General features: G+C 66.2%; 35 protein-coding genes and 1 tRNA gene. 35 read left to right on the forward strand and 1 reads right to left on the reverse strand.

Going from position 1 to position 26804, the window contains the following annotated elements:
- Positions 1-236 precede the first annotated feature (236 nt).
- The gene (locus HALO32_RS12900) at positions 237-527 is read left to right on the forward strand and encodes a hypothetical protein (protein ID WP_151444267.1); all 291 of its coding nucleotides are present in this window, start codon (positions 237-239) and stop codon (positions 525-527) included.
- Between the two features lie 185 nt (positions 528-712).
- Here HALO32_RS12900 and HALO32_RS12905 read toward each other — a convergent pair whose 3' ends face one another.
- Complete coding sequence (locus HALO32_RS12905) at positions 713-1135, reverse strand: hypothetical protein (RefSeq protein ID WP_151444268.1); 423 nt, start codon at positions 1133-1135, stop codon at positions 713-715.
- An 80-nt stretch (positions 1136-1215) separates the two neighbouring features.
- Here HALO32_RS12905 and HALO32_RS12910 point away from each other — a divergent pair, with 80 nt between their 5' ends.
- The 34 genes from HALO32_RS12910 (at position 1216) to HALO32_RS13065 (ending at position 26779) form a co-directional block, all read left to right on the forward strand.
- Positions 1216-2166 carry a helix-turn-helix domain-containing protein gene (locus HALO32_RS12910; protein ID WP_151444269.1) on the forward strand — a complete coding sequence of 317 codons (951 nt, stop codon included), beginning with the start codon at positions 1216-1218 and terminating at the stop codon, positions 2164-2166.
- Entirely contained in the window at positions 2099-2809 is a 711-nt protein-coding gene (locus tag HALO32_RS12915; protein ID WP_151444270.1) for a replication protein P, read from the forward strand. Before HALO32_RS12910 ends, HALO32_RS12915 begins: the two co-directional genes overlap by 68 nt.
- Positions 2806-3123, forward strand: a complete 318-nt coding sequence (locus HALO32_RS12920; RefSeq protein ID WP_151444271.1) for a hypothetical protein — start codon at positions 2806-2808, stop codon at positions 3121-3123. The genes HALO32_RS12915 and HALO32_RS12920 overlap by 4 nt, the downstream gene beginning before the upstream one ends.
- Positions 3120-3809, forward strand: a complete 690-nt coding sequence (locus tag HALO32_RS12925) for a hypothetical protein (RefSeq protein ID WP_151444272.1) — start codon at positions 3120-3122, stop codon at positions 3807-3809. Before HALO32_RS12920 ends, HALO32_RS12925 begins: the two co-directional genes overlap by 4 nt.
- 91 nt (positions 3810-3900) lie before the next feature.
- A complete protein-coding gene (locus HALO32_RS18240) occupies positions 3901-4023 on the forward strand; it encodes a hypothetical protein (protein WP_267902497.1) in 123 nt (40 codons plus the stop codon).
- Complete coding sequence (locus HALO32_RS12930; RefSeq protein WP_225809996.1) at positions 4020-4307, forward strand: hypothetical protein; 288 nt, start codon at positions 4020-4022, stop codon at positions 4305-4307. The genes HALO32_RS18240 and HALO32_RS12930 overlap by 4 nt, the downstream gene beginning before the upstream one ends.
- A complete protein-coding gene (locus HALO32_RS12935; protein ID WP_151444273.1) occupies positions 4304-4570 on the forward strand; it encodes a hypothetical protein in 267 nt (88 codons plus the stop codon). The genes HALO32_RS12930 and HALO32_RS12935 overlap by 4 nt, the downstream gene beginning before the upstream one ends.
- A complete protein-coding gene (locus HALO32_RS12940) occupies positions 4567-5181 on the forward strand; it encodes a VRR-NUC domain-containing protein (RefSeq protein WP_151444274.1) in 615 nt (204 codons plus the stop codon). Before HALO32_RS12935 ends, HALO32_RS12940 begins: the two co-directional genes overlap by 4 nt.
- A gap of 13 nt (positions 5182-5194) precedes the next feature.
- On the forward strand, positions 5195-5818 hold the full coding sequence (locus HALO32_RS12945) for a hypothetical protein (protein ID WP_151444275.1): 624 nt from the start codon (positions 5195-5197) through the stop codon (positions 5816-5818).
- Between the two features lie 163 nt (positions 5819-5981).
- Positions 5982-6057, forward strand: a tRNA-Met gene (locus tag HALO32_RS12950).
- A 120-nt stretch (positions 6058-6177) separates the two neighbouring features.
- On the forward strand, positions 6178-6729 hold the full coding sequence (locus HALO32_RS12955) for a glycoside hydrolase family 24 protein (protein WP_151444276.1): 552 nt from the start codon (positions 6178-6180) through the stop codon (positions 6727-6729).
- A gap of 8 nt (positions 6730-6737) precedes the next feature.
- Positions 6738-7064: a 6,7-dimethyl-8-ribityllumazine synthase gene (locus HALO32_RS12960; protein ID WP_151444277.1), complete on the forward strand. Its 327-nt coding sequence runs from the start codon at positions 6738-6740 to the stop codon at positions 7062-7064.
- 2 nt (positions 7065-7066) lie between these two features.
- Positions 7067-7444 carry a hypothetical protein gene (locus HALO32_RS12965; RefSeq protein ID WP_151444278.1) on the forward strand — a complete coding sequence of 126 codons (378 nt, stop codon included), beginning with the start codon at positions 7067-7069 and terminating at the stop codon, positions 7442-7444.
- A complete protein-coding gene (locus HALO32_RS18315) occupies positions 7395-7784 on the forward strand; it encodes a DUF1353 domain-containing protein (RefSeq protein ID WP_151444279.1) in 390 nt (129 codons plus the stop codon). Before HALO32_RS12965 ends, HALO32_RS18315 begins: the two co-directional genes overlap by 50 nt.
- Positions 7785-7874: 90 nt before the next feature.
- Positions 7875-8060 carry a hypothetical protein gene (locus tag HALO32_RS12975; protein WP_151444280.1) on the forward strand — a complete coding sequence of 62 codons (186 nt, stop codon included), beginning with the start codon at positions 7875-7877 and terminating at the stop codon, positions 8058-8060.
- Positions 8061-8336: 276 nt separating this feature from the next.
- Positions 8337-8732 (forward strand): hypothetical protein, encoded by a 396-nt coding sequence (locus HALO32_RS12980; RefSeq protein ID WP_151444281.1) that lies wholly within the window; start codon positions 8337-8339, stop codon positions 8730-8732.
- Positions 8733-8790: 58 nt separating this feature from the next.
- A complete protein-coding gene (locus tag HALO32_RS12985; RefSeq protein ID WP_151444282.1) occupies positions 8791-9165 on the forward strand; it encodes an HNH endonuclease in 375 nt (124 codons plus the stop codon).
- A 127-nt stretch (positions 9166-9292) separates the two neighbouring features.
- Positions 9293-9763, forward strand: coding sequence for a phage terminase small subunit P27 family (locus HALO32_RS12990; RefSeq protein ID WP_151444283.1), 471 nt, complete (start codon positions 9293-9295; stop codon positions 9761-9763).
- 6 nt (positions 9764-9769) lie between these two features.
- A complete protein-coding gene (locus tag HALO32_RS12995) occupies positions 9770-11485 on the forward strand; it encodes a terminase large subunit (protein WP_151444284.1) in 1716 nt (571 codons plus the stop codon).
- Entirely contained in the window at positions 11479-11664 is a 186-nt protein-coding gene (locus HALO32_RS13000; protein ID WP_151444285.1) for a hypothetical protein, read from the forward strand. The genes HALO32_RS12995 and HALO32_RS13000 overlap by 7 nt, the downstream gene beginning before the upstream one ends.
- Complete coding sequence (locus HALO32_RS13005; RefSeq protein ID WP_151444286.1) at positions 11664-12926, forward strand: phage portal protein; 1263 nt, start codon at positions 11664-11666, stop codon at positions 12924-12926. Before HALO32_RS13000 ends, HALO32_RS13005 begins: the two co-directional genes overlap by 1 nt.
- The gene (locus HALO32_RS13010) at positions 12923-13861 is read left to right on the forward strand and encodes a S49 family peptidase (protein WP_151444287.1); all 939 of its coding nucleotides are present in this window, start codon (positions 12923-12925) and stop codon (positions 13859-13861) included. Before HALO32_RS13005 ends, HALO32_RS13010 begins: the two co-directional genes overlap by 4 nt.
- Positions 13862-13931: 70 nt before the next feature.
- On the forward strand, positions 13932-15233 hold the full coding sequence (locus tag HALO32_RS13015; RefSeq protein ID WP_151444288.1) for a phage major capsid protein: 1302 nt from the start codon (positions 13932-13934) through the stop codon (positions 15231-15233).
- Positions 15234-15333: 100 nt separating this feature from the next.
- A complete protein-coding gene (locus HALO32_RS13020; RefSeq protein WP_151444289.1) occupies positions 15334-15558 on the forward strand; it encodes a hypothetical protein in 225 nt (74 codons plus the stop codon).
- Positions 15559-15609: 51 nt separating this feature from the next.
- Positions 15610-16170 (forward strand): head-tail connector protein, encoded by a 561-nt coding sequence (locus tag HALO32_RS13025; RefSeq protein ID WP_151444290.1) that lies wholly within the window; start codon positions 15610-15612, stop codon positions 16168-16170.
- A 3-nt stretch (positions 16171-16173) separates the two neighbouring features.
- The gene (locus tag HALO32_RS13030) at positions 16174-16722 is read left to right on the forward strand and encodes a head-tail adaptor protein (RefSeq protein ID WP_151444291.1); all 549 of its coding nucleotides are present in this window, start codon (positions 16174-16176) and stop codon (positions 16720-16722) included.
- Positions 16723-16738: 16 nt separating this feature from the next.
- A complete protein-coding gene (locus HALO32_RS13035; protein ID WP_151444292.1) occupies positions 16739-17317 on the forward strand; it encodes a hypothetical protein in 579 nt (192 codons plus the stop codon).
- Complete coding sequence (locus tag HALO32_RS13040; protein ID WP_151444293.1) at positions 17314-17760, forward strand: hypothetical protein; 447 nt, start codon at positions 17314-17316, stop codon at positions 17758-17760. Before HALO32_RS13035 ends, HALO32_RS13040 begins: the two co-directional genes overlap by 4 nt.
- Positions 17761-17766: 6 nt before the next feature.
- A complete protein-coding gene (locus HALO32_RS13045) occupies positions 17767-18519 on the forward strand; it encodes a phage tail tube protein (RefSeq protein ID WP_151444294.1) in 753 nt (250 codons plus the stop codon).
- A gap of 89 nt (positions 18520-18608) precedes the next feature.
- Positions 18609-18758, forward strand: a complete 150-nt coding sequence (locus HALO32_RS17980; RefSeq protein ID WP_192576507.1) for a DUF7210 family protein — start codon at positions 18609-18611, stop codon at positions 18756-18758.
- 76 nt (positions 18759-18834) lie between these two features.
- Complete coding sequence (locus HALO32_RS13050; RefSeq protein ID WP_151444295.1) at positions 18835-19446, forward strand: hypothetical protein; 612 nt, start codon at positions 18835-18837, stop codon at positions 19444-19446.
- 66 nt (positions 19447-19512) lie between these two features.
- Positions 19513-22944, forward strand: coding sequence for a hypothetical protein (locus tag HALO32_RS13055; protein WP_151444296.1), 3432 nt, complete (start codon positions 19513-19515; stop codon positions 22942-22944).
- 36 nt (positions 22945-22980) lie between these two features.
- The gene (locus HALO32_RS13060; protein ID WP_151444297.1) at positions 22981-23400 is read left to right on the forward strand and encodes a hypothetical protein; all 420 of its coding nucleotides are present in this window, start codon (positions 22981-22983) and stop codon (positions 23398-23400) included.
- Between the two features lie 4 nt (positions 23401-23404).
- Positions 23405-26779 carry a hypothetical protein gene (locus HALO32_RS13065; RefSeq protein WP_151444298.1) on the forward strand — a complete coding sequence of 1125 codons (3375 nt, stop codon included), beginning with the start codon at positions 23405-23407 and terminating at the stop codon, positions 26777-26779.
- The last annotated feature ends 25 nt before the right edge of the window (positions 26780-26804 follow it).

A 26804-nucleotide genomic window follows, 5' to 3' on the forward strand; every position in this document is an offset into this window, starting at 1 on the left:
TTTGTGGCATCACCCCGCGAGGGGTTTACAAGTGGCTCCATCGCGATTCGCTCCCCCGGACCGAGTACACCGGCGAGACCCAGCACGCTCATCGCATGGCCTCTGCAAGCCAGGGTGCCTTCACCGCGCAGTGGCTTCTCGAAAACGCCGGGCCGACCTCTGATTCACAGCCTAGTCCTGCCTCCACCAGTCGCGCTGCGGCCGGTGAGGCGTGAACGGATATACAGGGGCCCGCCATGACCGAGACCACACCCACTGCCAACCGCGAGGCGCTGATCACCGAGACCAGCCGCCTGGCGTTCGAGATCGAGGCCGCCGAGCGTGCCGGCCGTTCCATCGAGTGCGCCCAGTTGCGCGTGCGCTTCCACACCGCCATGGCTGAACTGCTGGCGCTGACCACCTCCTGGCATCCGGAAGGACGCGCCAAGGTGGAGTGGGCCCGGCGGGATCACTTGCGCCTGGCCGAGGAATACCAGCGCGAGCTCGAGGGGCTGGCGCCGACAACAGGAGGGGAGCGTGATGTTTGAACCACTCGAAGAGCAGCAGCAGTGGGAGCTGGAAGTCAGGCTGGGGTTTCTGATTCGCCAGCTGCAGGACGCCCGCTTACATGCTGAAGACAAAGAGCAAGACGCTCGTGCGCTTCGCAAGAAGGAGGCCGAGCTGGCGGAGGAGGTGCGTAAGCATCGCCAGCAGCTCGGCCTGCCGGATGGGCCTACCGAACACCCGGCTCCTGTGACCGGTGATGATCAAGAGCCGCCTTCAGGTTCGGGCGACGGTCCATCAGGTTTTCAACCGTTTGGATCGCCTCAGGTGGGAGCGTGAGATGCGCCAGCTGCTCATTCAAGGCGGCGATCAGGGCGCTGGAGTTCAGCTTCTCAACCTCGCTGAACTTCCAGTGATGCAGTGCCATGACCCTCATGCGCAAGGCGTCTGCGTCTTTTTCCGGCCTCAGTGCTGGTCCCAGTTCGTTCTTCACCTGGTCGCAATAGTGAGCCAGCAGATACCGGCGGAAGGCGCTCATGATTGCCGTCTCGGCTTTCTGAGCTGGCATGTCATCAAGATCGCTGCGATTGCCGCCTGCTGCCTTATCCAGCAGTTGGTACCAGCGCTCGTCGTAGTCAATCGGTTTGGCCATGTCGTTGCTCCATCGGGTTGTGTGAGAACTCCCAGCGTAGCTGACGCCATTGCCTTCTGTTTTCCCGGGGGTGAAGAAGTATGAGCCTGGCCGCAATGCATTGGGCGCGTCAGTCCCTGAAAACACTGCCGGCCACCGTGAAGGCACCGGCCCGGCTGGCGCTGATGCTGCTGGCCGACTACGCCGACGAGCAGCATGCCAGCTGGCCTTCAATCACCACCATGTCCGAGGAGATGGGCTGCTCGGTGCGCAGCGTTCAGCGGGCCATCGAGCTGCTGCAAGCTCACGGCCTGGTGAGGGTGGAGATTCGCCACGCGGTCAACGGCCGGCAGATGTCGAACCGCTATCACCTGGGCGTCGATGAGCGCTTCCCGGTAGGGCGTCAATCTGACACCCCCTCTATATCTGACCAATCGGGGGAGGGTGACAACCTGACACCCCCCGAGGGTGACAAATTGACAGGGGAGGGTGACACCGGTGACAGGGGGAGGGTGTCACCGGTGTCACCCCTTGAATCTACCACTAGGACTCTACCACCAACCCCCTCTCTCACTGGCGCGGACGCGAGCGATTCGCCGGACCACTTCGGCGAGAACCTGAGCGACGACGGCCAGCCCCTGGACGACTCTGCCGACCAGACTCCACCCCTGGCCGGCCATCGTGACCGCAAGCAGCCGATGACCCTGGACTGGGAGCCGGACATGCCGACCTGGCAGCGCGCCTGCTTCGACCGCGGTTTGCCCGTGGACATTGACGTCGGTACCGCACTGATCGATTTCCGCGAGCACTTCGCCGCCCAGCCCGGGCGCTCCGCTACCCCTGCCGACTGGACCCGGCGTTTCGCCAAGTGGGTCCACCAGAACCTGCAGCGCCAGGCTGCCAAGCCCGCCCACGGAGGTGACCATGCCAACCGCCGAGACCGTACTCCAGCGCGTCGTCTCACCGCAGCAGAGGCGCGTGCACGTGACCGAGCCGCCCAGCAGCCCCACGCCGGACGCACGTTCGACGGCCAATGCTCCGGCGCTGGCTGAGCAGGACATGGACCTGGTGTTCGATGCCCTGGGCCAGCTGTTCGGCCACAAGTTCTCCAGCCAGTGGGGCAGCTATGACGCCGACGGTGCCTGGCTGGCCGAGCTCTCGCACTTGAGCCGGCGCCACCTGGAGCTGGGGATCTCTCGGCTGCGCCAGCAGGTGCGCGAGTCGGCTCGCTCCGGTGACGAGGCCTGGCCGCCCCAGCCGGTGGCCTTCGCCGCCCTGTGCGAGCCGCGCCCCGAGGACCTGGGCCTGCCGGCGGTGGCCGAAGCGTGGCGCGAGGCCGCGGGCCATGCCCACGACCCCGCCGGCCATCGCTGGCGTCACGAGGCGGTGCGCCTGGCCGGGGCTGCCGTGGGCTGGTGGGAGATCACCCATGTTCAGCCCAGCCGGGTCGAGCGCCTGGAGCGCCGCTTCGCCCGGGAGTACACGGCGCTGATCAACCGGGTGATGGCCGGCGAGGACCTGACGCCCCGCCAGCTGCTCGAGCACGACGGCAGCCGCAGTGCCGCCGAGCTGGCCGAACGCGCCGGGCGCGAAGCCGCCGCCCAGAAAGCCGAGGCCGACGGCCTGCCACATGCCATGAACGCCGACCAGGGGCTGCGTTCCCTGCGCGCGGCACTGGGGAGGAACGGATCATGACTGCCGCCATGCAACCCACCGGCAAGGAAGTCTCCCGCGAGGGCTGGGACGACGTGCGCCGCTCCGGCCGCGCCGCCCACCAGAAGCTGGCGATCCTTGCCGACCTTCGCGCCAACGGTCCCAGCACGCGTCACGAGATCTTCGAGCGTACCGGGATCCCGCTGGCCAGTGTCTGCGGCCGCTGCAATGCCCTGCTGGATGCCAGCCGCCTCGAGGTGGTCGGCACTGTGGGCAAGCCCGCCCGCCAGGTGCTCGACCTGAGCCCATCGGAGGTTGCCCAGGGCGCGACCCAGTCCCAGGAGATGCCGGCATGAACCTGCCAAAGAACGAACAACGGGCCCTGCTGGCGCTGGTGGAAGAGCACGACGAGAACCCGCGCCTCATCTCGACCCTGATCGTGATGGCCGCCTGCAATGCCCGCGCCGGCCATCAGCAGGACGCCATGCTGGTGGCGTTGGCCTCGCTCAAGCGTCAGGGCCTGGTCGACATGAAGGGTGACGCCTGGTGGCCCACGCGGGACGGCTTCCGTGCCGCCCGCATGATCAAGACGGGCACCGTGCCCGCCGCCCCGGCACCCGAGTCTCTGGAAGAGGCGCCGCCGGTACGCCCCAAGAGCCGCGACACACTGCGCACTCGCCAAGGCGCTGCCCCCAAGCCGGTGACGCGGCCTGATCCCGCCGCGCCGGCCTTCGATGATCCTGATAGCCCAGAGGAGCCGGCTGCCGACTGCCATACGCCGCTGGCGGCCGACCTGGCCATTGAGGGCGATGGGTCTGGTCAGGCGCTGCCGCCCGTTGAGTACCCGGCCACAGTGGAGCGCATCGGCCCTGGCCCGCTGGCGCCTGACCTGGTGAACCGCTGCGCGGCCATGCAGATGGCCCTGTTGGCGGATGCCCGCCGGCGCTATGAGCAGGGCGACGTTGATGCGGCCGGGGAGATCCGCTGGCTGCAGGAAACCGGCCAGCAGCTGCTCGAAGCGGGAGGCCTGTCATGCGCGTGAAGAAGCGAACCCTGAAGAGCCTGGCGCTGGTGATATTGGCCTCGCCGATCTACCTGGCGCTGCTCATCGCCTCGCTGGAGGTGCTGCGGTGATGACCACGTTGATCCACGCCGGTCTGCTGTTCGCCATTGCGGGGCTCACGATCGCCCTGGGCGTGACGCTGTTCCAGATCCACCGCGAGATCTATGGCTTCGACGAGGACAACCGGCCGTGACACAGAGCGAGACCAAGGGCGGAACGCTGGCGCGTCAGGCCGCGATGCTCTGCGAGCTTCCGGTGTTCGGGCTCTACCTCGACCAGCGCCGCCGCTGGCGCCAGGGCCTGAGCCCGGCCCAGCTGCCCGATGGCACCCACACACCCGAGGACGCCGCCGATGCCCTGCGCCAGGCGTGCGGTATCCAGAGCCGTGCCGAGCTGGATCACAACGAGCAGGCCGCGGCGATGTACCGCCGGATTGTGGCCGATCACATGCGATGGAAGAGGAGGGCGGGACTGTGACCGAAGCCAACCACCAGCTGGAAGACCAGGCATGGGCTCTGGTTGATGATGTGCGCTTCTGCGAATGGCTGGATTCCAGCATCTCGACAGCGAGGAGCAACAGCTGGCAGCACAGCCGCTATACCGCTCGGCGTTGGCTTGAGGAACAGTGCGGCATCGAGAGTCTTGGGCACCTGGCCACGGATCCTGAGGCCGCGACCGCTTTCGATCAGATCGCCCGGGCCTTCGCCCTGTGGGATCGCAACCAGGAACTGGCGCTATGACGACCTACCGCACCAAGCCCAAAACGCTGGCGCAGGCCAAGCGCAACCCGCCGCCCGGGGCGAAAGGACACAAGGCCCCGCGCAAGCGCGCCATCAACAAGGATGGCACGCCACGCAAGCGCCCGGTGGACTGGGAAGGTCAGGAACAGGCGGTACTGATCCGCTGGTTGCTGGGCGAGAAGATGCGAGGCACGCCGGTAGGGGAGTTCTACGACCATACCTACAGCGTCCCGAATGGCGGCTTGCGGGCCTGGAAGACGGCCAAGGCCATGAAAGCCCAAGGCAGCAAGTCGGGGGTCAGTGACCTGGTGACTCGTCAGGCTCGAGGTGGATGGCATGGTCTCTACCTCGAACTTAAGGCGACTCCTCCCCGGGATGCGGACCTGGCCCCGAGTCAGTTCGAGTGGCTAGAAGGCAGCGAGTACGAGGGCTATTGCCCGGCATTGGCGCTCGGTCTCGAGGAGGCAAAGAGAGTGCTCAGGGAGTATGCCAGTTGGCCCCGCACCCAGGTGGTGGGCGATCGACTGGTGCTGGAGAACGGCACCGAATGGCGAAAGGAGAGCGACGATGGCGATGGCAGCACTGGCGGTACCGACGACACCACGGACTGAGCGAGGGGGATGCGTGGCGCGAAACTATCAGCGGATGCATATCTGGGAGCTGCGCGAGCTGGCGCGGGAGCAGCACCCGGACCACGACCCGGAGGCCACCCGGGTCTTCGTCACCCGGATCCTCGACATGGAAGCCGAGCGTCGCACGCTCTACGGCGACGAACACCTGCAGGGCTATGGCGGCAGCCCCATCGCCCCGGGTTGGGCACCGGGCAGCACCGACATCGCCCGGGAGCCACTGGCCATGCTCTACGACCGAGGCATCTACACCCACGAGCAGCACGAAACGGCCCGCCGCTGGGTCGCCGCGGCTCGGCTGCCATCCCGTCAACTGCTCGCCGCGCTGATCCAGGCCCGCAAGCTCCACGGCAATGGCAACCAGTACGGTACCGGCAAGGAGTGGATCAAGAGCTACGACCAGATCGCCGGCAACCTTGGGCATTACGCTCAGCTGCTGGGCATGCCGCCTGGCTCTCCGCCTGCTCACACCTTCGACTGCATCGATGAGGAGAAGCGCACGAAAGGTAGCGTGCGTGTTCGTCGCGCACACCAGGTGATGGCATTCAGGAACGGCCAGGCGATCAAGGATGCCGCGAAGTCAGCCAAGGCCGCTTTGATCATGCTCGCGAAGCGCTAGGTTCGTGTCGTGAGTCAACCTGTAGTGGTTGAGTCTGATAGAGCTACCAGATGTTGCGCTTTCTCCACGAGTCCACTACATTATTCATAGCTTGGCGATCGACCCGCCAGGCGCCACCCAACACAACGCCCTGCCGGCCATCCGGCGGGGCGTTTCCGTTTTCAGCAGGCGGGACAGACGGTCAAGTCGCTGGGCTCATAACCCGGAGATACCTGGTTCGACTCCAGGGCCTGCTACCAGACACGTTGCCATGCGTGTTCCCCGGCCAGGGATGGCCACCCCTTTCTCGTGATGACGCCGCCACCTGGCGCCTTTGCCTTGCCCGCGACTAGCCGGGCCTTTTCTCTCTGAGGTAAGCCATGACCGCCCACACTCCCGCCCACTGGCTGGACGAGGCAGAGCTCGTTGCGTTCGAGCCCCCGGTCGATCCATCGGCTGACGACAAGGGCAATGTGGCGGCCTTCCTCGACATGCTGGCGCACGCCGAGGGAACGATTCGGTTCGGTGACCAGGATGGCTACAACGTCATCGTGGGTGGCGGACTGTTCAGTGACTACAGCGACCATCCTCGCCAGCTCATCTCTCTGCCTCGGTACGGCATCTCCAGCTCTGCGGCCGGCCGTTATCAGTTTCTGTCCCGCACCTGGGACGATCTGGCGAGGCGCTTCAACCTGCGCGACTTCAGCCCGGCCAGCCAGGACGCGGGCGCCATCCAGCTGGTCCGTCAATGCCGGGCCCTGGGCCTGATTCACGATGGCCGGATCCGCGAGGCCATCCATGCGTGCCGTCGCATCTGGGCGAGCCTGCCTGGGGCGGGCTATGGCCAGCGTGAGGTGGATACCGAGGAACTTGTCGAGGTGTATCGCAGGGCGGGCGGCCGGGTCGCCGAGGATCAACCGGGCAGGGTTTGAGCGTGACTATGTCTGAGGTACCGAAGCAGGGATCGCAACTCGACCGAATCGAGGGCTTGCTGGCGCAGGTGTTGGACCGACTGACGCGGATGGAGGAGCGCCAGAACGCACAGTCGGCCCAGATCGACAGCCACGCCATCCAGCTATCTGAGTACAGCCAGCGCATTCGTGAGCTCGAGGTTCAGTTGGCGGTGGCTGCTGCATCCGGCAAGGCGCAGACCAGGGCCCTGAATGGGCGGTGGGCTGCTGTGGGGGCTGCATCGCTGGTCATTCTCGGCGCGATAGGCGCCTTCGTCGGTAATGCCGTCATCAAGCTACTGCACATCGGGAGTTGATCATGATCCGAGTCATTGTTGCTGTTCTCGGCGCCCTGGTTATTGCCGGGTGCGCTACCTCTCAACCTGGTGAGCAATCCACCAGCCTCTCAGAGCGCGTGCTCGCACGGCAGCGCACTTACTGCACGGAAACAAGCCCGGTGACCCGAGCTGCTGCCTTGGCACTCATTCGCGCGCAGGTGCCGGGCTATCCCGCATCGGGGTTGTGCACTGACGCTGAGCAGGCCCTGGCGGCCGAGATCGCACGACAGCTCGAGGATCTGCCCGAGGGCGCGACCATAGACATCGAGCAGGCCCGCGAAGACCAGCGCCGCTTCCAGGAGCAGGGCGATGCAGATACAGATACCCAGCCGGCTCCTGACGTACAAGGCGCCGAGTGACCTAAAGACACCGTGGCTGAAAGGCCGCGGCACTCGGTGGGTAGTCGCCAAGGACTGGTGGGTCTGCATTGATGGCGTCTGGTACTGCGTTCCCAAAGGATATGTCTTCAACGGCTCGTCTATCCCCTGGTGGCTCTGGTGGCTCTTCCCGCCGACGTATGCCCCGGCATGGGAAGCAAGCTGTCTGCATGACTGGTTCTACTCCCACCTTTGGCGCCAGGTCAGCAAGACGTTTGCCGATTCCGCATTCAGGGCGGTGATGCTTTATCACGGGGCCAAGTCATGGATAGCCGACAGCTTCCACTGGGCCATCTCAAGGCATGGCAAAGGCGGATGGTAGCGAGGTGGCGCCGAACGAGATTCGTCTGGCTGCGCCGCTACTTGATAGCCCACTATCTGATAGGGCTCTGGTGGCACACGGGGAAACGATATGACAAAGCGCGAACAGTTCGCACAAGGCGCACGCCGCTCAAGTGACTCCGGATCGCTCGCCTTGGTGGCACTGCTGAGCTGGGCTGCTGCCGAGTTCGGCGGCGTCGAGCTGCCGCCAGGTATCAGCGAGACGCTGGCGGGCTACATCGTGATGATTGGTACCCGCATACGCGGGGTGCTGTGATACCTACCAAGCCACCCCGACCAATGTGCACCGGCACGACCACTGAACGCCACGGCTACTGCGAGGACCATGCGCTCCTGGCCAAGCCATGAATCGGCAGGCTAGCAGGCCGTGGGAGTTGCGGCCTGCTACGACGATGCAAACCAGCTAGGACAAGCTCTGCAGATCTTTATGGGCTCGCTGCACCTGGCAGACGGAAAGAGCAGGGGGTTAACCGGTTGACGTGCCCCTATCCCTCAGCGATAAACAGAGATCCACAACTGCCAGGAAAAAGTCATGGATCCAGTCGAGTCAGGGAAGTTGGCGTTACGCGCCTATAAGGAAGGATACATTGTCGTCTTCGATCAGAAGGATGGAATGGAAGTTAAGACGGACGATGACTTCGCCGAGGCACCGGAAGCATACGAATATTGTAGAGAGGAGCTCTTCAACCACTATGCCGACGAGCCACTCGACGATGATCCCGAAGGGAGAAGCCTGCGCCAAATAGAAGAGCCTGCAGATCTCCTGGAGGGTTTTCAGGAGTTCAGCATCGAATACATGTTTTTCAGATTGAGCGAGAAGTTTGATTCGGCAAGCCTAGAAGAGGTTCTCGCAGCCTGTAAGGCTCGATGCTTTTTTCCTCCGTGGTATGTCTTCAAGCAGGGCAAGAGGATTTACTCCTTCGGATGATCCGTAACCACCATATCAGCCCAGCTAAGTGCTGGGCTTTTTCGTATGAGAGAAGTCGATGCCTGGCAAACCACCGCGACCCTGCCGTGCGCCAATGTGCAGCGGCAAGACCACTGAACGCCAGGGCTACTGCGAGGAGCATGTGCACCTGGCTACCGGATGGCAGCGGACCCAGCAGGGCAAGAACTCGACCGAGCGTGGCTATGGCGGGCACTGGAGAAAGTTGCGGCGAGTGGTGATGCAAAGGGATGGCGGGCTGTGTCAGCCATGCCGGCAGGCAGGACGTATCACCTCGGCCAGCGCCGTCGACCACATCGTCCCCAAGGGCGAGGGCGGCACGGACAGCCACGATAACCTTCAGGCCATCTGCTCCCCCTGCCACAAGGCTAAGACTCAGCAGGAGGCCACCCGGGCCCGCCAGGGCGACACCTGAGGGGAGGGGGGAGTGCAATCCCTACAGCCTTTCAGGGGGTCGACCGCAAGCCTTCGGCAGTTTCTTACACCCGCGAAATTGAAAAATCAGGTCGGCGGGAATCGCTCGCAATCGGGAAGGTTCGCAGATGACAAGAGGTCGCAAACCAAAGCCCAGCCACCTGAAGGCGGTGCAGGGAAATGCCGGCAAGCGGGCGGTCAATCATGACGAGCCCCAGGGGGACGAGATCACCGAGGTACCGCTGCCGCCGGAGTGGCTGTCGCCGATCGGCATCGAGCTGTGGGAGAAGATCGCTCCCTGGCTGGTCAGCAGCAAGATCCTGACGATGTCGGATCTCGCCAACCTCGAGGCCTACTGTGCCGCCTACTCTCGCTGGCGCCTCGCCGAGCAGGACATCGCCAAGAACGGCATCGTCGTACCTGGCATGAACTCCGACGTGAAGAACCCGGCATGCACCGAGGCCAATGCTGCGCTCAAGCAGATGGCGATGTTCGGCAGTGCCCTGGGTCTGGATCCTTCCAGCCGCGCGCGGCTGGCCGTGCCCGGCGCCAAGGATGCCAACAATCCCTTCAAAGACCTGGTAGGCAAAAAGCGATGACACTCAATGGCCAGCTATCCCAACGTCAACGTCGCGAACAAGTACGCTCGGGACGTTGCAGCTGGCCGCATCGCGGCGTGCAAGGAGGTCCAGCAGGCCTGCCGGCGCCATCTGGAGGACGCCAAGGCAGCGAAGTCTCGGTCGTATCCGTACCGCTTCGATCGCGAGGCCGCTGAACGGGCCTGCGTCTTCATCCAGCTACTGCCCCATACGAAGGGGCGTTGGGCGCGAGAGAAGCGGCTGATCACGCTCGAGCCGTGGCAGCTGTTCATCGTCTGCGCGATCTTCGGCTGGCTGAAGAAGCGCACCGGCATGCGCCGTTTCACCGAGGCCTACATCGAGGTCGAGCGCAAGAACGGCAAGTCGGTACTGGCCGCCGCCATTGCCAACTACATGCTCGCCGCCGATGGCGAGTACGGCGCCGAGGTCTACTGCGGGGCAACCACCGAGAAGCAGGCCTGGGAAGTGTTCCGGCCCGCTCGGCTGATGCTGATGAAGTCGCCGGCGCTGGTCAGCGCCGCAGGCATCGAGATCATGGCCAAGAACGTCTCGATCCCGGAGGACGGCTCGCGCCTCGAGCCGCTGATCGGCGACCCGGGTGACGGCTCGTCGCCCAGCTGCGCCCTGGTCGACGAGTTCCACGAGCACCAGTCGCCGAGCCTCTACGACACCATGGCGACCGGCATGGGCTCCCGTGACCAGCCGTTGATGTTCATCATCACCACGGCCGGCTTCAACCTGGCGGGCCCCTGCTACGACAAGCGCCGCCAGGTGCAGCAGATGCTCGACGGCGCGCTGCCCAACGAAGAGCTGTTCGGCATCATCTACACCATCGACCAGGGCGACAGCTGGCAGGATCCGGCGGTACTGCGCAAGGCCAACCCCAACTTCGGCATCTCGGTCTCCGAGGAATTCCTGCTCAAGGCCCAGCGCGATGCCATTCGCTACCCCAGTCGACAGAACAGCTTTCTCACCAAGCACCTGAACGTCTGGGTCAGCGCCCGCAGCGCTTGGCTGAACATGGCCGAGTGGCACGCCATCGGCGATCCCTCGCTGAAGATCGAGGACTTCATCGGCCAGCCCTGCTGGATGGGCGTCGACCTGGCCAGCAAGACCGACATCGCCGCCATCGCGCTGCTGTTCCGCGACGAGGTCGAGGACAAGAACGGCCGGCTCAAGACACGCTGGACCGCCTTCGTGCGCAGCTATCTGCCAGAGGGCGCCGTCGAGAGGGCGAGTCACAACCGCGCCGCCTATGAGAGCTGGGTCAACAGCGGACACCTGATCACCACGGATGGGGAAGAGCTCGACTTCGAGGTGATCCGCGAGGACATCAAGGACCTCGCCAGCCTGTTCGAGATCCAGGAGATCGCCTACGACCCCTGGCGCGCCACCCAGCTGGCACATCAGCTGATGAGTGACGGTGCCGAGATCATCGAGTACCGCAACACCGTGCAGAACATGTCGCCGGCCATGCGCGAGATGGAGGCCGCCATCACCGGTGGCCGCTGGCGCCACCCCTGCGATCCCGTGTTGACCTGGATGGCCAGCAACGTCATCGCCAAGGCCGACGCCAAGGACAACATCTACCCGCGCAAGGAAAAGCCCGAGAACAAGATCGACGGCATCATCGCCATCCTCATGGCGTTGGGCCGCGCCATTACCGCCGAAGGCCAAGCGCCGGACGAATCCATCTACGACACCACGGACGTGACATGCTGATTCCCCTCGTCACCTTTCTCGTCGGCCTGATCGGCGCCGCCCTGGTCGCCTTCGGCGCCTGGCTGCTGGCGCCTGCCGCCGGCTACATCGTGGCCGGCGTGCTGTGCCTGGCCTGGTCGTGGCTGGCCGCCCGGGCCAGTGCACGGCAGGCCCCGCCATCCGATGAGGGTGACCGCTGATGTTCTGGCCCAACATGTTCACCAGTGCCGCCAGCGGCCAGCAGCGAAAGAGCGTCGACTGGACCGGTTGGGTCAGCTCGGTGGCCGGCCGCCAGAGCTCGGCCGGCACCATGGTCAACACCGAGACCGCGTTGGCCGTCGGTGCCCTGCGCGCCTGTGTGACCCTGCTCGCCGAGTCCGTCGCCCAGCTGCCCTGCGAGCTCTACCGCCGCGACGATAACGGCGGGCGAGCTCGAGCCGTGGATCATCCGCTGTACGACCTGATTCACAGCCAGCCCAACCGCAAGGACACCAGCTTCGAATACTACGAGCAGGGCATGGGCGCGCTGACGCTGGAAGGCAACGAGTTCTCGTTGATCGACCGCGACGGTGCTGGCTATCCGCGCGAGCTGATCCCCGTGCATCCCAAGAAGGTGCGGGTGCTCAAGGGGCCGGACGGCATGCCCTACTACCAGCTGCTCGAGCACGCCGACGAGATCGTGCCGATGCGCATGATGCACCACGTAAAGGCGTTCTCCATCGACGGTTTCGTCGGCCTCTCACCGATCGCCACCAACGCCGACGCCATCGGCCTGGCACTGGCCACCGAACAGCACGCGGCCGCCGTCTTCCAGCGCGGCACCACCATGTCCGGGGTGATCCAGCGGCCGCAGGCGGCGACGCCGATCCAGGACCAAGCCAAGGTCGATCGCCTGTTGGAGAAATTCGCCGAGCGTCACTCCGGCCTTCGCAACATGTTCAGCGTGGCCCTGTTGCAGGAGGGCATGGAGTACAAGCAGCTGGCGATGGACAACGAGAAGGCCCAGTTGCTCGAGTCGCGCAACTTCGGCGTCATCGAGGTGTGCCGGCTCTACAAGGTACCGCCGCACATGATCCAGCAGCTCGACAAGGCCACCTTCAACAACATCGAGCACCAGGGCCTGCAGTACGTCATCTACACCCTGCTGCCGTGGATCAAGCGCAAGGAGGCCGCCATGATGCGCGACCTCCTGCTGCCCGAGGAGCGCAAGAACCTCTACATCGAATTCAATGTCGGCGGCCTGCTGCGCGGCGACCAGAAGAGCCGCTATGAGGCCTACGCCCTGGGCCGCCAGTGGGGCTGGCTGTCGGTCAACGACATCCGTCGGCTGGAGAACATGCCGCCCATCGCCGGCGGCGAAAAGTACCTCACGCCGATGAACATGACCGACTCCCAGCGCCCCGGCGAAAGCCTGCACGCGACTCCCGATCAGCTCCAGGCCATCCAGGAGATCCTTCAATGAGCCACGCCATGATCAACTACCCGCATATCGCCTCGATGGTGTTCAACACCCCGCTGTATGCGACGCCGACCCTGGTGCAGGCCGTGCGCTCCGTGCTCGAGCCACGCCTGCTGGGCCGCACTCACGACCTGCCGCAGAGCCTCGGCCTGGGCGGTGATGAAGAGCGCGAGATGCAACGCCTGCAGGTGGTGGGGCGGCTCGCCATCATCTCGGTGCATGGCGTGCTGGTCGCCCGCCGGGGGCAGATCAACGACGCCTGCGAGGAGATCCTCAGCTACGAGCGCCTGCGTGGGCAGATCACAGCAGCCCTCAACCACGAGATGGTCGAGGAGATCGTGCTCGACTTCCACACCGGTGGCGGCCAGGCCATGGGCTGCAAGGAACTCGGCGACTTCATTCGAGCCAGCACCGCCATCAAGCCGATCACCGCCCTGGTCAACTTCGCCGCCTACTCGGCCGGCTACTTCCTGGCCGCGGCCTGTAGCCGGATCATCGCCAGCCCCACCGCAGGCGTCGGCTCCATCGGCGTGATCATCGAGACCTACGAGATCAGCCGCATGGAAGAGGAGATGGGCATCACCTTCAACACCTTCTTCCGCGGCGATCACAAGAACAACCTCTCGCCCCACGAGCCGATCACCGACCAGGCCATCCAGGAGATCAACATCAAGCTCGACGACGCCTATGCCACCTTCACCGAATCCGTGGCCAGTTACCGCGGGCTCTCGGTCAACGACGTGATGGCCACCGAGGCCCGGCTATACACCGCCAAAGATGCCCTGGCCGCCAGGCTGATCGACGACATCGCCCCGGCGCAGGACGCCCTCGACGCCATCGCCCAGGCCTATACCAGCCAGAGCCCGCCATCGGGCCCCCGAAACAGCCGGCGCATTCAGGCCCAGGCCCGAGCGCTGGACACCAGCTGTCGGCTCTAGCCACGCGGCGGAGCGACACCCCAGGCGGCCACGGCCGCCTTTTTCGTGCCCAACCGAAAGAGGTTCTACCATGAAGTCCATCGAAGAACTCCGCCGCCAGCGCGCCGAGGTGAATGCCCAGGTGCAGGAACTGGCGCAACTGGAGACCGAGAACGGCGAGCTCACCGCCGAGCAGCTCGAGCAGTTCGAGCAGCTCGCCGGCCAGTTCGACAAGATCACCGAGCAGCTGACCCGTGCCGAGAACGTGGAGCGCATGAACGCCACCGCCTCCACCCCGGTCGAGAACTACGGCAACCGCTCTCCGGCGGTGCACACCAAGCCCGAGCTCAAGCAATACACCGGGGCCAAGGTCGCGCGCATGGCCATGGCCGTTGCCGCCGGCAAGGGTGACCTGCAGCTGGCGGCCAAGTTTGCCACCAGCGAGATCGGCGATGCGGATGTCTCCATGGCCATCGAGACCAGTGCCGGCTCCGGCGGCTCGCTGATCCCGCAGAACATGCACGATGAGGTCATCGAGCTGCTGCGTCCGCGCACCGTGGTCCGCGGCCTCGGCGCCCAGACCATGCCGCTGCCCAACGGTAACCTCAGCATCCCGCGCATGGCCTCCGGTGCGACCTCCAGCTATGTCGGTGAGGGCGCCGACGTGCTGGCCTCCGAAGGCAGCACCGACGACGTCGCGCTGCAGGCCAAGACCATGATCACCCTGGTGCCGTTCTCCAACCAGCTGATCGGTCGCGCCGGGTTCAACGTCGAGCAGCTGTTCCTCAACGACATGATCGCCTCCATGGCGGTGCGCGAGGATAAGGCCTTCCTGCGTGACGACGGCACCACCGACACTCCCACCGGCTTCGCCAAGATCTGTGCCGATGAAGGCCGGCTGGTGCCGTGGAACAGCGCTGATGCAAGCGACATGGCGGCCATCGACGCCTATCTCGATACCCTGATTCTGACCCTGATGGAGAGCGACAGCCTGCTGCTCCAGCCGGGTTGGGCGCTCTCGCCGCGCACCTACATGAAGCTGTTCGGCCTGCGCGACGGCAACGGCAACAAGGTGTATCCGGAGATGGCCCAGGGCGAGCTCAAGGGCTGGCCGATCAAGCACACCACCACCATCCCCACCAACCTCGACACCTCGGGCGATCTCGACAACGACGAGACCGAGATCTTCTTCGCCGACTGGAACGACGTGGTCATCGGTGAGAGCGACATGATGACCATCGACTTCAGCCGCGAGGCCACCTACAAGGACGCCAGCGACAACCTGGTCAGCGCCTTTTCGCGCAACCAGTCGCTGCTGCGTGTCGTGAAGGAGCACGACGTGGCCTTCCGCCATCCCGAAGGCCTGGTGCTGGGTACCGAGGTGCCCTGGTAAGCCACCCACCCGGCGCGCCTCCGGCGACGCCACCTTGATGCCGGCCGCCTGAGTGCGGCCGGTATCGTATCCGGATCCCATTCCCGAAAGGAGCCAGACCATGGCCACCGCCAAGAAAACCAAGCGCGAGCTCGTCTCGATGACCTTCCGCAAGCCCTGGGGCCGCTACACCAAGGGCGACCGCGCCGGCTTCGAGCCCGACCGCGCCAAGCAGCTCGAGGAGCGCAAGCTCGCGGTGCGCAGCGCCCAGGCCAAGGACGTCGAGCAATCGGCCGAGACCAAGCAGGCCAGCACTAAGGGCACCGAAGGCGCCGACAAGACCTGACCCCGTTGCCGCCCACCCGGGCGGCAACCCGAACACTGACCGAGCGCGCCTATGATCACACTCGCCGAGGCCAAGCTGCACCTGCGCCTGATCACTGACCTCACCGACGCGGACAGCTACACCGCCGAGGATGCTCACATCCAGGGGCTGATCAGCGCCGCCTATCGCCATGCGGAAGCGGTGACCCGCACCACGCTGGAGAGGCGCTCCAAGACGCTGGTGCTGGATGGCTTCCCGGCCGGCAGCCAGGCGATCGAACTGCCCTGGACGCCCGTCGAGGCCGTCGAGTCACTTGAGTATGTCGATCCGGATGGCATCGAGCAGTCACTGGCTGCCGAGACCCTGCGCCTCGATACCCGGCCGATCTATCCCCGGCTGGCGCCGCAGTGGGGCAGCCTGTGGCCCGCCACCACGGACGAACCCGAGTGCGTGTCGATCACCGCTACCGCTGGCGCTGCAGAACTGCCGGCGGACATCCGGGCCGCGCTGCTGTTGCTCGTGGGTCACTTCTACGAGAACCGCGAGGCGGTCGTCATCGGCACTATCAGCAGCGCGATTCCCTTTAGCGTCGAGACGCTGCTGGCGCCCTACGTTATCCACTCGGTGGGCTGAGCCATGCGCATTGGTCGTCTCAACCATCTGGTTAGGATCCTCGCTGCCCGCCATGGCCACCCGCCCAGCTGGCCCGTGGCTGGCCAGGCGTGGGCCGAGTTTGTCGAGCCGAAGAGTGCCGGGCGTACCGAGCAAGTCGGCATCCGCGCGCCGGGCAGCACCCTGGTACGCATGCGCCCGCGTGCCGGCCTGCAAGTGGGCCAGCTGATCGAGCGGGGCGACGGCGCGCTGTTCATCATCGAGGCCATCGACCCGGCCCGCACGGTGGTGGAGATCGCCGCGCGTCGCCTGCAAGGCGTGGCGGCCAGTTATGTGCCGTTCGCCACCGGCATCGGCTACGCCATCGAGGCCTTCCTGCTGCGCGAGAATGTCTTCACCGGCCAGGCCAACGAGCCGCGCCACCTGGTGGAGGTGATCCAGCCGCAGCTGACCTGGCCCTGGGCGGAGCCCGGCGACCTGATCCAGATCGCTGGCCTCAGCCTCGAGGTGGTCGGCCAGGTCGAGGGCACCGACGACGGCATCACCGTGCAGCTGTTCACCATTCCGGGCTGAACGTAGGAGATAAGCCATGGCCCGCAAGCGCGGCGCGAACAGCAAGCTGCCCAAGGGCGTGGTGGTCAGCGGGCTCAGCGAGAGCAAGAAGGCCTTCCAGGCGCTGCCGGCCGCCACCCGCCGGGCCATTGCCGGGGCGGTGAACGAGCAGGCCGGCGAGACCCGCACCGCCCTGGTCGGCCGCATCAGCCAGGATGGCGGCGTCAAGAAGGGTGAGGTCGCCAAGCGCATCTATATCAGCAAGGCCAAGGCCAGCGAGAAGCCCTTCGCCGAGCTCAAGCTCAGCCGCCGCCCGGTGCGCTTCAAGCACTGGCAGTACGAGACCCGCCAGACCGATGGCACCGGCACCCGGTCCAGCATCTGGATTCGCAAGGGTGGCACCCGCATGCGCGTGTGGGGCTTCGTCAACCCCAAGGGCCGGGGTGTGCCGCTCACCCGGTACCGCAAGGGCAACAAGGATCGCGTCCGCCGCGCCGCCGGCTGGGGCCTCAAGAACCACTGGAATCACCAGGTGAATGACCAGCTGCGTAGCGAGATCGCCACCGGCGTGGATGGCAAGTTCCTCAACCGCTTCAACAAGGAGTGGGCCAAGTGAGTACCCCCAAGAGCACCCAGGTGGTCGCCAAGCTGCTCGAGCGCCTCGCGGCGATCAGCACCGCCAACGGCTACTTCACCGACCTGGCCCACATCGAGAGCGACGCGCCGCAGGTCGACATCCAGCACGACACCAGTCTGCCGGTGCTGCACCTGCGCAACCTCGAGAACGCCATCACCAGCGTGGTGGCCGGCGGCGCGCGCAGCGAGCAGCGCACCCTGCAGATCGACGCCTACCTCAAGGGTGGCGCCGGCGCCCGTCAGCGGCAGGATGCCCTGCTCGATGACCTCTACCGGGCCCTGTACACCGGCGAGAAGATCAAGCTCGACCGCCTCGCGGTGGAGATCTCCACGGGCGTTGCCGCCCTCGACGATGCCGACCTGGGCAGTCGCATCGTGCCCATCTACTTGCCCGTCACCATCACCTACACCAGCGAGAGGTAACACGCCATGCCTGGCTACAACGATACCGGCCTGATCGTCGCCGGCGACGTCTTCATGGGCGAGGTCGACTCGGACGGCAACGTCGGCGCACTGCGCGGCCCCATCAACGTGCCGTCGCTTGCCATCACCCCCAACACCGTCGAGACCATCGAACGGCAGAGCTACAAGAAGGCCACCTACGGCCAGACGCTCGACGCCGTGAACCTGCCCAACGAGGCGGCCAACCTCACCATCCAGTTCGACTCGCTCCCCGCGATCCAGCTGGCCGAGGCCCTGGCCGGCAAGACAGTGGCCATCGACGACGCCGCCGACACCATCACCGGTGAGGCCCACACCCTGGAAGAAGGGCTGTGGATCAAGCTCGCCCACTCCAACCTGGCCGAGAACTCGGTCACCGTGACCGCCACCACCGGCAGCACCGACGTGACCGCCGACTGCACCATCGATCACGCCGCCGGCCTGGTGCGAGCCAATACCACGGCCGCCGCCGTCGACGTCACCATCGACTACGACACCGACGCCACCACCGGCACCCGCGTGCTCGGTGCCAGCGAGATCTCCAAGCCGCGCTTCGTGATGGTCGAGGGCATCAACCTGGCCACCAACAAGCGGGTGCGCGTCGAGATCGACCGCGTGGTGCTCAGCTCCGACCAGGCCACCGAGCTGATGGGCCGCGAGTTCATCAACGGCCAGCTCACCGGTTCGCTGGTCACCCTGGAAGGCAAGCAGAGCCCGTACACCATGGACATGTACGACTGAGCCCTTCACTGACCGACGTGCTGGCTGACAGGGACGTCAGCTTCCGCCCACAACACGTGTAAGCCATCACCGACAGGAGCCTTACCCCCATGCCTGATACACAAGCCCAGCCCGCCGACCTCGTGCAGGTCACCCTCAAGAAGCCGCACACCCATGGCGGCAAGGACTACCAGGAAGGCGACCAGATCAAGGTCCGCCGTGACCAGGTGGAACGCCTGAAGAATCACCACAAGGTGTGATGCCACCCCGGCCCTGCCGAGTGGCGGGGCTGGGTTACCCGTTGTAACCTGCTCTCAGGGATCGAGAGGAGGGGTTATGGCGGAACAGATGCGGCAGGGATTCTGCCGGGAGTGCAACAAGTACACGTTGGTGAAGCGGCGGGGAGTGAACCACATCCTTCACCTGCTGTTATCCATCTTCACCCTGAGCCTCTGGGTAGTGGTGTGGGTCTTCCTGACCCTGTTTCATGTCGGCGGCTGGCGATGCCAGGCGTGTGGCAGTGATCAGATCAAGGACACCGGGGAGATGCTCAGCCTGCGCGGCTGGATCATCATCGTGTTCATGGCGGGGTTTGTTCTGCCGTTGATGATTGTCATGGCTGGCGGTGATTCTGGCGTTTCATCGATGGAGTCGATCACGGGCATTCTGGTCTGGGTGCCGGTGCTGTCGATCCCTGTGCTGATCGTGATGGCGGTACAGCACCGCAACCGCAAGCAGGAGCGAGCCCAGTCGAACCGAGCGGAGGTGCCGCAATCGATGCCGGCCGCACCTGATACCGTGTATCGGCCTGGTGACTCGCCACAGGCTCAACCTGAGTCAGCGCCACCGGCTGGCATGATCGTCAGCGAAGAGACCTACGAACGCGCCGAGACAGACCAGGACGCCGCCGCTGAGTTCCGGCGACGCATGCAGCAACGCGATCCCTAGCGTTACCCACACGATTACCTGAGCCCCGCCATCGAGCGGGGCTTTTCTTTGCCTGCACGGTGACCCATGGCCCAGAACCAGAACGACATCCAGTTGCGCATCAGTGCCGCGGTCGATGGCCTGCAGGACATCGGCAAGCTGCTCGGTGAACTCGACGAGGTGGGGGCGGATACCACCGCGGCCTCCGCCGATGTCGAGAAGCTCAATGAGGCGATGACCTCGCTGAGCCAGCAGCGCAAGCTGATCGATGCCCTGGAGCAGACGCGCGGCAAGGTCAGTGAAGCCGAGCAGGCCATGAACGAGGCGGTGGGCGAGGCCGAGCGGCTGAAGTCCGCCTACGACGATAGCGCCGAGGGCGTGGAGGCCCAGCGCCGGGCTGCTCAGCAGGCTGCCGAGCAGGCCGAGGTGGCCAGCCAGGCGTATCAGGAGCAGCGCCGGGAACTGCAGGCTCTGCAGACTCAGTACAAGGGCGTGCAGGAGAGCACCACCGGCGCTCGCCAGGCATGGCGCGATGCCGCCCAGCGAGTGCAGGATCTCGAGCAGGCCATCGAGGCCAGCGGCGGGGCCACCGAGGAACAGACCCGCCAGCTCAACGAGGCGCGTGGCGCCGCCGACCAGGCTCGCCAGAGCTACGAGCAGCAGGCCGGCACCCTCGGCAACCTGCGCGATGAACTCACCCAGCAGCGCACCGCCGTGAATGGCGCGAAAGAGAGCTGGGAGGACTACCGCGACGAAAGCCGCGACCTCAACAAGGATCTCAAGGAAAGCGAGAAGGCCTTCGCTCGCCAGGGCAAGGAGCTGGACCGCGCCGAACAGGCCGCCGACAAGGCGAGCACCAGCTTCCAGCGGCAGGGCAAGGCGCTCGACGAGCTGAGCACCGATGCCAAGGAAGCCGGCGTCGACGTCGATAACCTCGCCGACGAACAGCAGCGGCTCGATGTGGAATCGCAGCAGCTCGAGGGCTCGGTCGATCAGCTCAAGAATGGCCTGCGCGAGTATCGCCAGCAGGTCGACCAGACCGACGGCAGCCTGAAGAAGTTCGGCAAGTCGCTGGCCGGAGGGGCCGTCAGCTTCGCCAAGTGGGCGGCGGCCGGGGCCGCTGCCGGTGCGGCACTCTCGGTGGGCCTGCTGACCCGCTACACCGCCGCCCAGGCCGACGCCGCCCAGCAGATCGACAACACCAGCGAGTCAATCGGCGTGAATGCCCAGCGCCTCCAGGAGCTGCAGTACGCCTTCAGCCGGGTGGGCATCGATGCCGACAAGACCGGCGACCTGCTCAAGGACGTGGCCGATAAGATCGGCGACGCCTACACCAACGGCGGCGGCGAGGCGAAGGATGCCATCGATGCCCTGGGACTGAGCCTCGATACGCTGATCGGCATGTCGCCGGATGAGCAGCTGCTGGCCATCGCCAACGCCCTGGACAGCATGCCGCCGGCCAGCCAGGTCAACATCATGGAGAGCCTGGCCAACGACGCCAGCCTGCTGCTGCCCCTGCTGCGTGACAACGCCGCCGGCCTGCGCGAGCTGACCGACGAGGCCAATCAGCTCGGGGCCATCATGTCCCCCGAGGACATCGAGAACCTCAAGGCCACCAACGAGGCCCTCGATCGCCTGCAGGGCCGTCTGCAGGGGGTGCGTAACCGCCTGATCGGTGAGGTCTCTCCGGCGGTCAACGACCTGGCGGACAGCTTCGACGACCTGCTCGAGGACAACCCCGGGCTGATCGATGACATGGCCCAGGTGTTCCGTGGGCTGATCACCACCACCCAGCGTTGGATGGAGTACGTCATCTCCAACAGCGAGAAGGTGGGCAGCTCGCTGCAGACGCTGATCGACACCGCCCAGTTCCTGGGCAACAGCTTCGTGGCCGCCTTCCGCGGTATCCAGGCGGCGGCGGCTGGGGTGCTCACCGTCATTGGTGGCGCAGTGGCCGGGGTGATGAGTGCGATTGAAGGCGTGATGATGGGCCTCAATCGCCTCGGCATCGTCAGCGATGAAGCGATGCAGCGCATGCAGGCCCGCGCCCAGGCCGCCCGCGACACGGTGGCCGACCTCGGGCGGCAAACACTGGAATACGGGAGCCAGGCCATCCAAGCGGGTTCTGATGCCGTGGGCGCCTTCGACAACAGCGGCAAGGCGGCCAAGCGCGCGGCGGAAGAGACGAAGAAGGCCGCCGAGGTACAGAAGGAAGTCGGCGCCACCGCCGTGGCCTCGGCGATCAACATCGCCAAGGCGACCGCCGACAACGCCCAGCGCCAGAAGGAGCTGCGAGAAGAGGTCAAGGCCACCGAGCTGGAGCTGGCCCGCTACCAGACCATCATGGCGAACGATCCCTCGCCCGAGGTGGCCGAGAAGGTTCGCCAGTATGAGATGCGGCTCTCCGCGCTCAAGGTCGAGCTACAGGACGTAACCCGCGCGGCAGACAGCAACACCAAGGCCATGCAGGCCGCCGCCGAGGCCATCGGCCTGACGCTCGATGAGCTGCGCACCGGCATCAGCGACAGCGCTGCCGAGGCCATCGAGGGCTTCGAGACCCTGGCGCGTTCCGGCGAGCTCACCGGCGAGCAGCTGCAGGACGCCTTCCAGGCCACCTGGGAGAACCTCGACAGCCCCGAGGCGCGCGAGGCCTTCCTCGACAACCTGCGCGAGATGGTCGATGACGGCGTTGAGGGCGCCGGCCAGTGGCTCGCTGCCTGGCGGGCTGCCTTCGATGGCCTGGAGGAGGGCAGCGACGGCGCCGTCGATGCCCTGAAGAAGGTCAAGGACGCCGCCAAGGAGGCCGCGGACGAGCAGGAGGAGAACGCCGAGGCCGGCAAAAAGCTGAGCCTGAGCCTGGCGCAGATCCAGGGCGCGGCCAACCGTGCCGCCGGCGGGGTGCGCGCCGCCTGGCAGGCCCTGGCGAATCAGGCCCGGGAGGCAGCCGCCGCGGAGAGCCGCGCGGCGGACAGCAGCCGCGACCACGCCAGCGCCGTGGACGAGCAGACCCGCGCCATGCAGCGCGCCGAGCAGGCCAGCTCCAGCCTCAACCAGTCGTTGGAAGCCAACATCGCCAGCATGCAGGAGCAGCTCGCCCAACTGGAAGGCGACCAGTCCCGCGTGCAGGAGCTGCAGTACGACCGCCAGCGCCTCGAACTGCAGCAACAGCTGACCGAGGCCCGCGAGGCCGGCGACGCCGAGGCCCAGCGCAGCGCCCGCGAAGCCATGCGTCTGGCCGACGAGATCCACCACAAGCGCCTGGCCAACATCCGCAAGGAAGCCCAGGAGCGTGAACGCCAGGCCGTGGACCAGACCCGCGAGGAACAGCGCCGGGCGACCGCCACTGCCGCCACGCCGAGCACGGCGGCCAATCAGCCGGCCGCCCCGGCCCAGAGCACCCAGCGCGTCGAGATCGCCATCAAGAGTGACACCGGCACCGCCACCGTTTACGCCGACAGCCAGAGCGAGGCTGATCGCTTCCTCGAGGCGCTGGGGCGCGACGCCAAGCGTGTGCATTGACCGCCTGTCCTCAAGACAGTCCTGAAGAGAGCCCCGATGATCACACTCACCCATGCCGGCACCGCCATCGCGCTGCCGGAAGATCTCGCCTGGCCGGACGAGTTCGACTGGAGCCCGGTGGCCGCCGCCGAACAGCGCACCCTCACCGGCGCGCTGATCATCCACCACAGCACCCGCCAGAGCGGCCGCCCGATCACCCTGGCCAGCGAGGGCGCCTCCTGGTTCCCGCGGGCCCAGGTGCTGGCCCTGCAGGCCATCCACCAGATGGATGCCACCGCCGTGGCCGTCGGCCAGCCGGTGGCGCCCATGACGCTGGACGTGCACGGCCGCGTGTTCTCGGTGACCTGGCGCCGCGGCGGCAATGCCCAGCCGCTGGAGGCGCTGCCCGTCTACCGCCTGGCCGACCCGGACGGCACCCATCCCTATCTGATCACGCTCCGGCTCCAGGAGATCTAACCCCATGCCGATCCTGCAAGGCGACATCAAGCTGCTCAAGTCGGAACGCATGACCGACAACACCGACGGCGGCGGGCGCATCACCGGCAACGAGATCGTCGACGGCCTCAGCAACGAGATCTTCAACGATGTCTCCGACCTGGACCGCGTCTACGGCCGTACCAGCTTGCGCAAGGTGTTCGGCGCCGTGGAGACCGACGACACCGACTACTACTTCGGCGCCCACGTGATCATCGACCAGGCCCCGGCGGACGACAACGTCAGCGTGCTCGCGTTCTCCACCGGCAGCCCGGTGGACGAACGCGGCGAGGCACGCGACCGGGTGGAGGGCTACGTGGTGAGCGGGCCCCTCACGCGCATGCGCCTCTACGGCGACCAGCTCCCCGGCCAGCGCTCGATCCTCGCCTACCAGCGCGTGGGCGAGACCCCGCCGGACATCGGCGACGTGCTGCTGCTGGCCACCGAGAGTGGCGCCTTCAACGGCGAGAGCCAGTACGTGCGCGTCACCGAGATCGACTCCCAGGACCTCACCTTCACCGACGGCGCCGGCGACTTCGTGCGCCAGGTGCTGACCATCGGCATCTCCACCGAGCTGCTGCTGCGCTTCTACGGCCACGAGCCGCAGCGCACCACCGGCACCCAGCCCGATACCCGCCTGCGCAGCACCCTGGTGGCGGATGCCGCGCGCTACTACGGCATCAGCCGGGCGGCCATGGCGGCCAGCCTGGGCAGCAACACCATCACCGTGGAGAGCGTCTACCAGGCCATCGTGCCCAGCACCCAGACCGAGACCCCGGTGGTCGACGTGCAGATCGGCGGGGAAACGGCGGTGACGGTGACCAGCGGCGGCATCGATCACGAGATCCCCCAGGTCGCCGAGACCGACCGCATCGCCATCCAGGTCAACAACCGCGGCTTCAACTACACCCGCAACCTGCAGCCGCTGCCGGCCCCCGGCACCGTGGTGGTGGAGTACCGCGCCCTGGGCCGCTGGTACACCCTGCGCGACGAGGAGGGCAACGGCGAGCTGACCGGCGCCGGTACCGGGCAGATCAACTACGCCACCGGCTCGGTGATCGTCACCCTGCAGGCGCTGCCCGATGCCGACACCTCGCTGCTGTTCTTCTGGGGCACGCCGGTGCACTACGTCGACCGCGCCGGCTACCAGGTGCCGTTCCCCACGCCCTCGCTGACCTTCGAGCTCGACCACGGCGGCATCGTGCCCCAGAGCGTGGTGGTCAAGTGGATGAGCGACGAAGTGGAGGTGCAGGCCACCGACGACGGCATGGGCACGCTCAGCGGCTCGGCGACGGGGCGCATGATCTACGGCTGGCAGGACGTCGACGCCGGCGACCGCCCCGGCCAGGTGTGGGTCGAGTTCAACGACGGCTTCTGGCCGGATGCCAACTCCCTGGTGGTGGTGGAGTACGAATACGGCGCGAGCCAGACCGCGACCTTCAACCCCAGCAAGGACGGCAGCGGCTTCGTGCAGCTGCAGCTGCCCAACGCGCCGATCAAGCCCGGCTCGGTCAGCTTCGAGTGGAGCGTGACGCGAAAGGACGTCACGGTCAGCGGAAGCACCGAGGTATACAGCCAGCTGATGGGCGGGGGCAGTGCCACCTACGAGGAACGCCGCGACGACAGCAGCACGGTTTCCTATCGCGCCTATGACGACGGCATGGGCGGCATCCAGGCCTTCGACGGCACGGTGAACTACGAGAACGGCCTGGTCACCCTCAAGGTCGAGGCGGTCAACGAGGTCAACGAATGGCGGCGCGACAGCGCCAGTGGCGCTACCTGGGAGTCCACCACGCTGACCGATGCGTTCGCCGACGGCGCCGCCGTGATCGCCCGCTGGCAGCCGCAGATCATCGCCAGCACCTCGGGCAGCGTGCAGCGCAACCCCAACCCGCTGACGGTCTCGCTGCTGCCGCTGATCCAGGACATGGTGGTGCCGGACACCCTGCGCTTCACCTTCCGCGGTGCCACCTACGAGGACCGCTCCGGCTCGCTCTACCGCGATGTCGACCCGGCCACCGGCGCCGGGCTGCTCAGCGGCTCCATTGACTACGACCGCGCCGAGGTGGTCCTCGAGGACTGGGGCTCGAGCGGCAGCAACCAGATCAGTATCACCAGCCTGGTCACGGTGTTCGGCCGCTGGACGGTGTTCGACGTGTTCTTCCGCACCCCGGGCGCACCCATCCAGGTGGGCGGCCTGACCCTGCTGGCCACCACCGCCGACGGCGCGCTGCTCAACGGCCAGGCCAACTTCCAGGGGGTGATCGAGGGCGCGAACGTCGAGGGCGAGATCGATTACCAGACCGGCGTGGCCAGCGCGAGCTTCGGCGAGCTGGTCGACGACAGCACCCTGACCCCCGAGGAGAAGCAGGAGGACTGGTACGACCCGGCCAACGTCGAGGGCGGCATGATCTGGAAGCCCCGCGCGGTGCTGCCCAGCGCCTGCCGCTTCAACGCGGTGATTCTCTCCTCGCTGCCGCTGGATGCCGAGCTGCTGGGCCTCGACCCGGTGCGCCTGCCGCCGGATGGCCGCGTGCCGATCTTCCGGCCGGCCAACGTGGCGGTGGTGCACAACACCCAGAAGACCCCCTGGCCGCTGGGCACCGCTGCAGGCGACAGCCTCGACGTCGGCCGCACACGCCTGGCGCTGCTGCACATCGAGGACTTCGAGGGCACCCGAATGCCACCCGCCGACTACGTGGCGGACCTCGACGCCGGCACCATCACCCTGGATGCCGCGGCGGATCTCTCGGGCTATGTGGAGCCACTCTACGCCGTGCACCGCATCGAGGACCTGGTGCTGATCGGTGACGTGCAGATCGGCGGCGAGCTGACCCTGGTCGGCCAGCTGAGCCACGACTATCCCGTCGACGGCACCTACGTGAGCAGTGCGCTGATCGCCGGTGACCTGCAGGCGCGCTGGACCAACCTGTTCGACCAGAGCACCTGGACCAACACCTGGTCGGACGAGCTGATCGGCAGTGAGACCAGCGCCGAGTACAACGCCGCCATCTACCCGCTCACCGTGACCAACCGCGGCACCATCACCGAGCGCTGGGCGCTGCGCTTCACCAGCACCAGTGGCGGCAACATCATCGGTGAGTCGGTCGGCCAGATCGGTACCTTCTCGATCAACAGCGAGACCACGCCCAACAACCCCAACACCGGCGTGCCCTATTTCCGCATCCCTGCCGGTGGCTGGGGCAGCGGCTGGAGCGCCGGTAACGTGCTGCGCTTCAACACCATCGGCGCCAACACGCCGATCTGGCTGGCCCGCACGGTGCTCCAGGGCCCCGCCGAGGCCAGCAACTTCCAGTTCCGCCTGCAGGTGCGCGGTAACGTCGACGCCCAGCCGTCCTGATAGCCCGTCCAGACAGCCCCCGATA

The sequence above is a fragment of the Halomonas lysinitropha genome, assembly GCF_902500215.1.
In the GTDB taxonomy this organism is placed as follows: domain Bacteria; phylum Pseudomonadota; class Gammaproteobacteria; order Pseudomonadales; family Halomonadaceae; genus Halomonas; species Halomonas lysinitropha.

Bases quoted from the DNA above. Each gene is read 5' to 3' on its own strand.
- HALO32_RS13010 (WP_151444287.1), top strand. From the start codon at position 12,923: ATGAGCCACGCCATGATCAACTACCCGCATATCGCCTCGATGGTGTTC.
- HALO32_RS12965 (WP_151444278.1), top strand. From the start codon at position 7,067: ATGATCCGAGTCATTGTTGCTGTTCTCGGCGCCCTGGTTATTGCCGGG.
- HALO32_RS18315 (WP_151444279.1), top strand. From the start codon at position 7,395: ATGCAGATACAGATACCCAGCCGGCTCCTGACGTACAAGGCGCCGAGT.
- HALO32_RS12955 (WP_151444276.1), top strand. From the start codon at position 6,178: ATGACCGCCCACACTCCCGCCCACTGGCTGGACGAGGCAGAGCTCGTT.
- HALO32_RS13005 (WP_151444286.1), top strand. From the start codon at position 11,664: ATGTTCTGGCCCAACATGTTCACCAGTGCCGCCAGCGGCCAGCAGCGA.
- HALO32_RS12960 (WP_151444277.1), top strand. From the start codon at position 6,738: ATGTCTGAGGTACCGAAGCAGGGATCGCAACTCGACCGAATCGAGGGC.
- HALO32_RS17980 (WP_192576507.1), top strand. From the start codon at position 18,609: ATGCCTGATACACAAGCCCAGCCCGCCGACCTCGTGCAGGTCACCCTC.
- HALO32_RS12940 (WP_151444274.1), top strand. From the start codon at position 4,567: ATGACGACCTACCGCACCAAGCCCAAAACGCTGGCGCAGGCCAAGCGC.
- HALO32_RS13015 (WP_151444288.1), top strand. From the start codon at position 13,932: ATGAAGTCCATCGAAGAACTCCGCCGCCAGCGCGCCGAGGTGAATGCC.
- HALO32_RS13000 (WP_151444285.1), top strand. From the start codon at position 11,479: ATGCTGATTCCCCTCGTCACCTTTCTCGTCGGCCTGATCGGCGCCGCC.
- HALO32_RS12900 (WP_151444267.1), top strand. From the start codon at position 237: ATGACCGAGACCACACCCACTGCCAACCGCGAGGCGCTGATCACCGAG.
- HALO32_RS13020 (WP_151444289.1), top strand. From the start codon at position 15,334: ATGGCCACCGCCAAGAAAACCAAGCGCGAGCTCGTCTCGATGACCTTC.
- HALO32_RS12995 (WP_151444284.1), top strand. From the start codon at position 9,770: ATGGCCAGCTATCCCAACGTCAACGTCGCGAACAAGTACGCTCGGGAC.
- HALO32_RS12920 (WP_151444271.1), top strand. From the start codon at position 2,806: ATGACTGCCGCCATGCAACCCACCGGCAAGGAAGTCTCCCGCGAGGGC.
- HALO32_RS13055 (WP_151444296.1), top strand. From the start codon at position 19,513: ATGGCCCAGAACCAGAACGACATCCAGTTGCGCATCAGTGCCGCGGTC.
- HALO32_RS13035 (WP_151444292.1), top strand. From the start codon at position 16,739: ATGGCCCGCAAGCGCGGCGCGAACAGCAAGCTGCCCAAGGGCGTGGTG.
- HALO32_RS12980 (WP_151444281.1), top strand. From the start codon at position 8,337: ATGGATCCAGTCGAGTCAGGGAAGTTGGCGTTACGCGCCTATAAGGAA.
- HALO32_RS13045 (WP_151444294.1), top strand. From the start codon at position 17,767: ATGCCTGGCTACAACGATACCGGCCTGATCGTCGCCGGCGACGTCTTC.
- HALO32_RS13065 (WP_151444298.1), top strand. From the start codon at position 23,405: ATGCCGATCCTGCAAGGCGACATCAAGCTGCTCAAGTCGGAACGCATG.
- HALO32_RS12975 (WP_151444280.1), top strand. From the start codon at position 7,875: ATGACAAAGCGCGAACAGTTCGCACAAGGCGCACGCCGCTCAAGTGAC.
- HALO32_RS12925 (WP_151444272.1), top strand. From the start codon at position 3,120: ATGAACCTGCCAAAGAACGAACAACGGGCCCTGCTGGCGCTGGTGGAA.
- HALO32_RS13060 (WP_151444297.1), top strand. From the start codon at position 22,981: ATGATCACACTCACCCATGCCGGCACCGCCATCGCGCTGCCGGAAGAT.
- HALO32_RS13050 (WP_151444295.1), top strand. From the start codon at position 18,835: ATGGCGGAACAGATGCGGCAGGGATTCTGCCGGGAGTGCAACAAGTAC.
- HALO32_RS13025 (WP_151444290.1), top strand. From the start codon at position 15,610: ATGATCACACTCGCCGAGGCCAAGCTGCACCTGCGCCTGATCACTGAC.
- HALO32_RS12905 (WP_151444268.1), bottom strand. From the start codon at position 1,135: ATGGCCAAACCGATTGACTACGACGAGCGCTGGTACCAACTGCTGGAT.
- HALO32_RS12985 (WP_151444282.1), top strand. From the start codon at position 8,791: ATGCCTGGCAAACCACCGCGACCCTGCCGTGCGCCAATGTGCAGCGGC.
- HALO32_RS13030 (WP_151444291.1), top strand. From the start codon at position 16,174: ATGCGCATTGGTCGTCTCAACCATCTGGTTAGGATCCTCGCTGCCCGC.
- HALO32_RS12990 (WP_151444283.1), top strand. From the start codon at position 9,293: ATGACAAGAGGTCGCAAACCAAAGCCCAGCCACCTGAAGGCGGTGCAG.
- HALO32_RS12910 (WP_151444269.1), top strand. From the start codon at position 1,216: ATGAGCCTGGCCGCAATGCATTGGGCGCGTCAGTCCCTGAAAACACTG.
- HALO32_RS18240 (WP_267902497.1), top strand. From the start codon at position 3,901: ATGACCACGTTGATCCACGCCGGTCTGCTGTTCGCCATTGCGGGGCTC.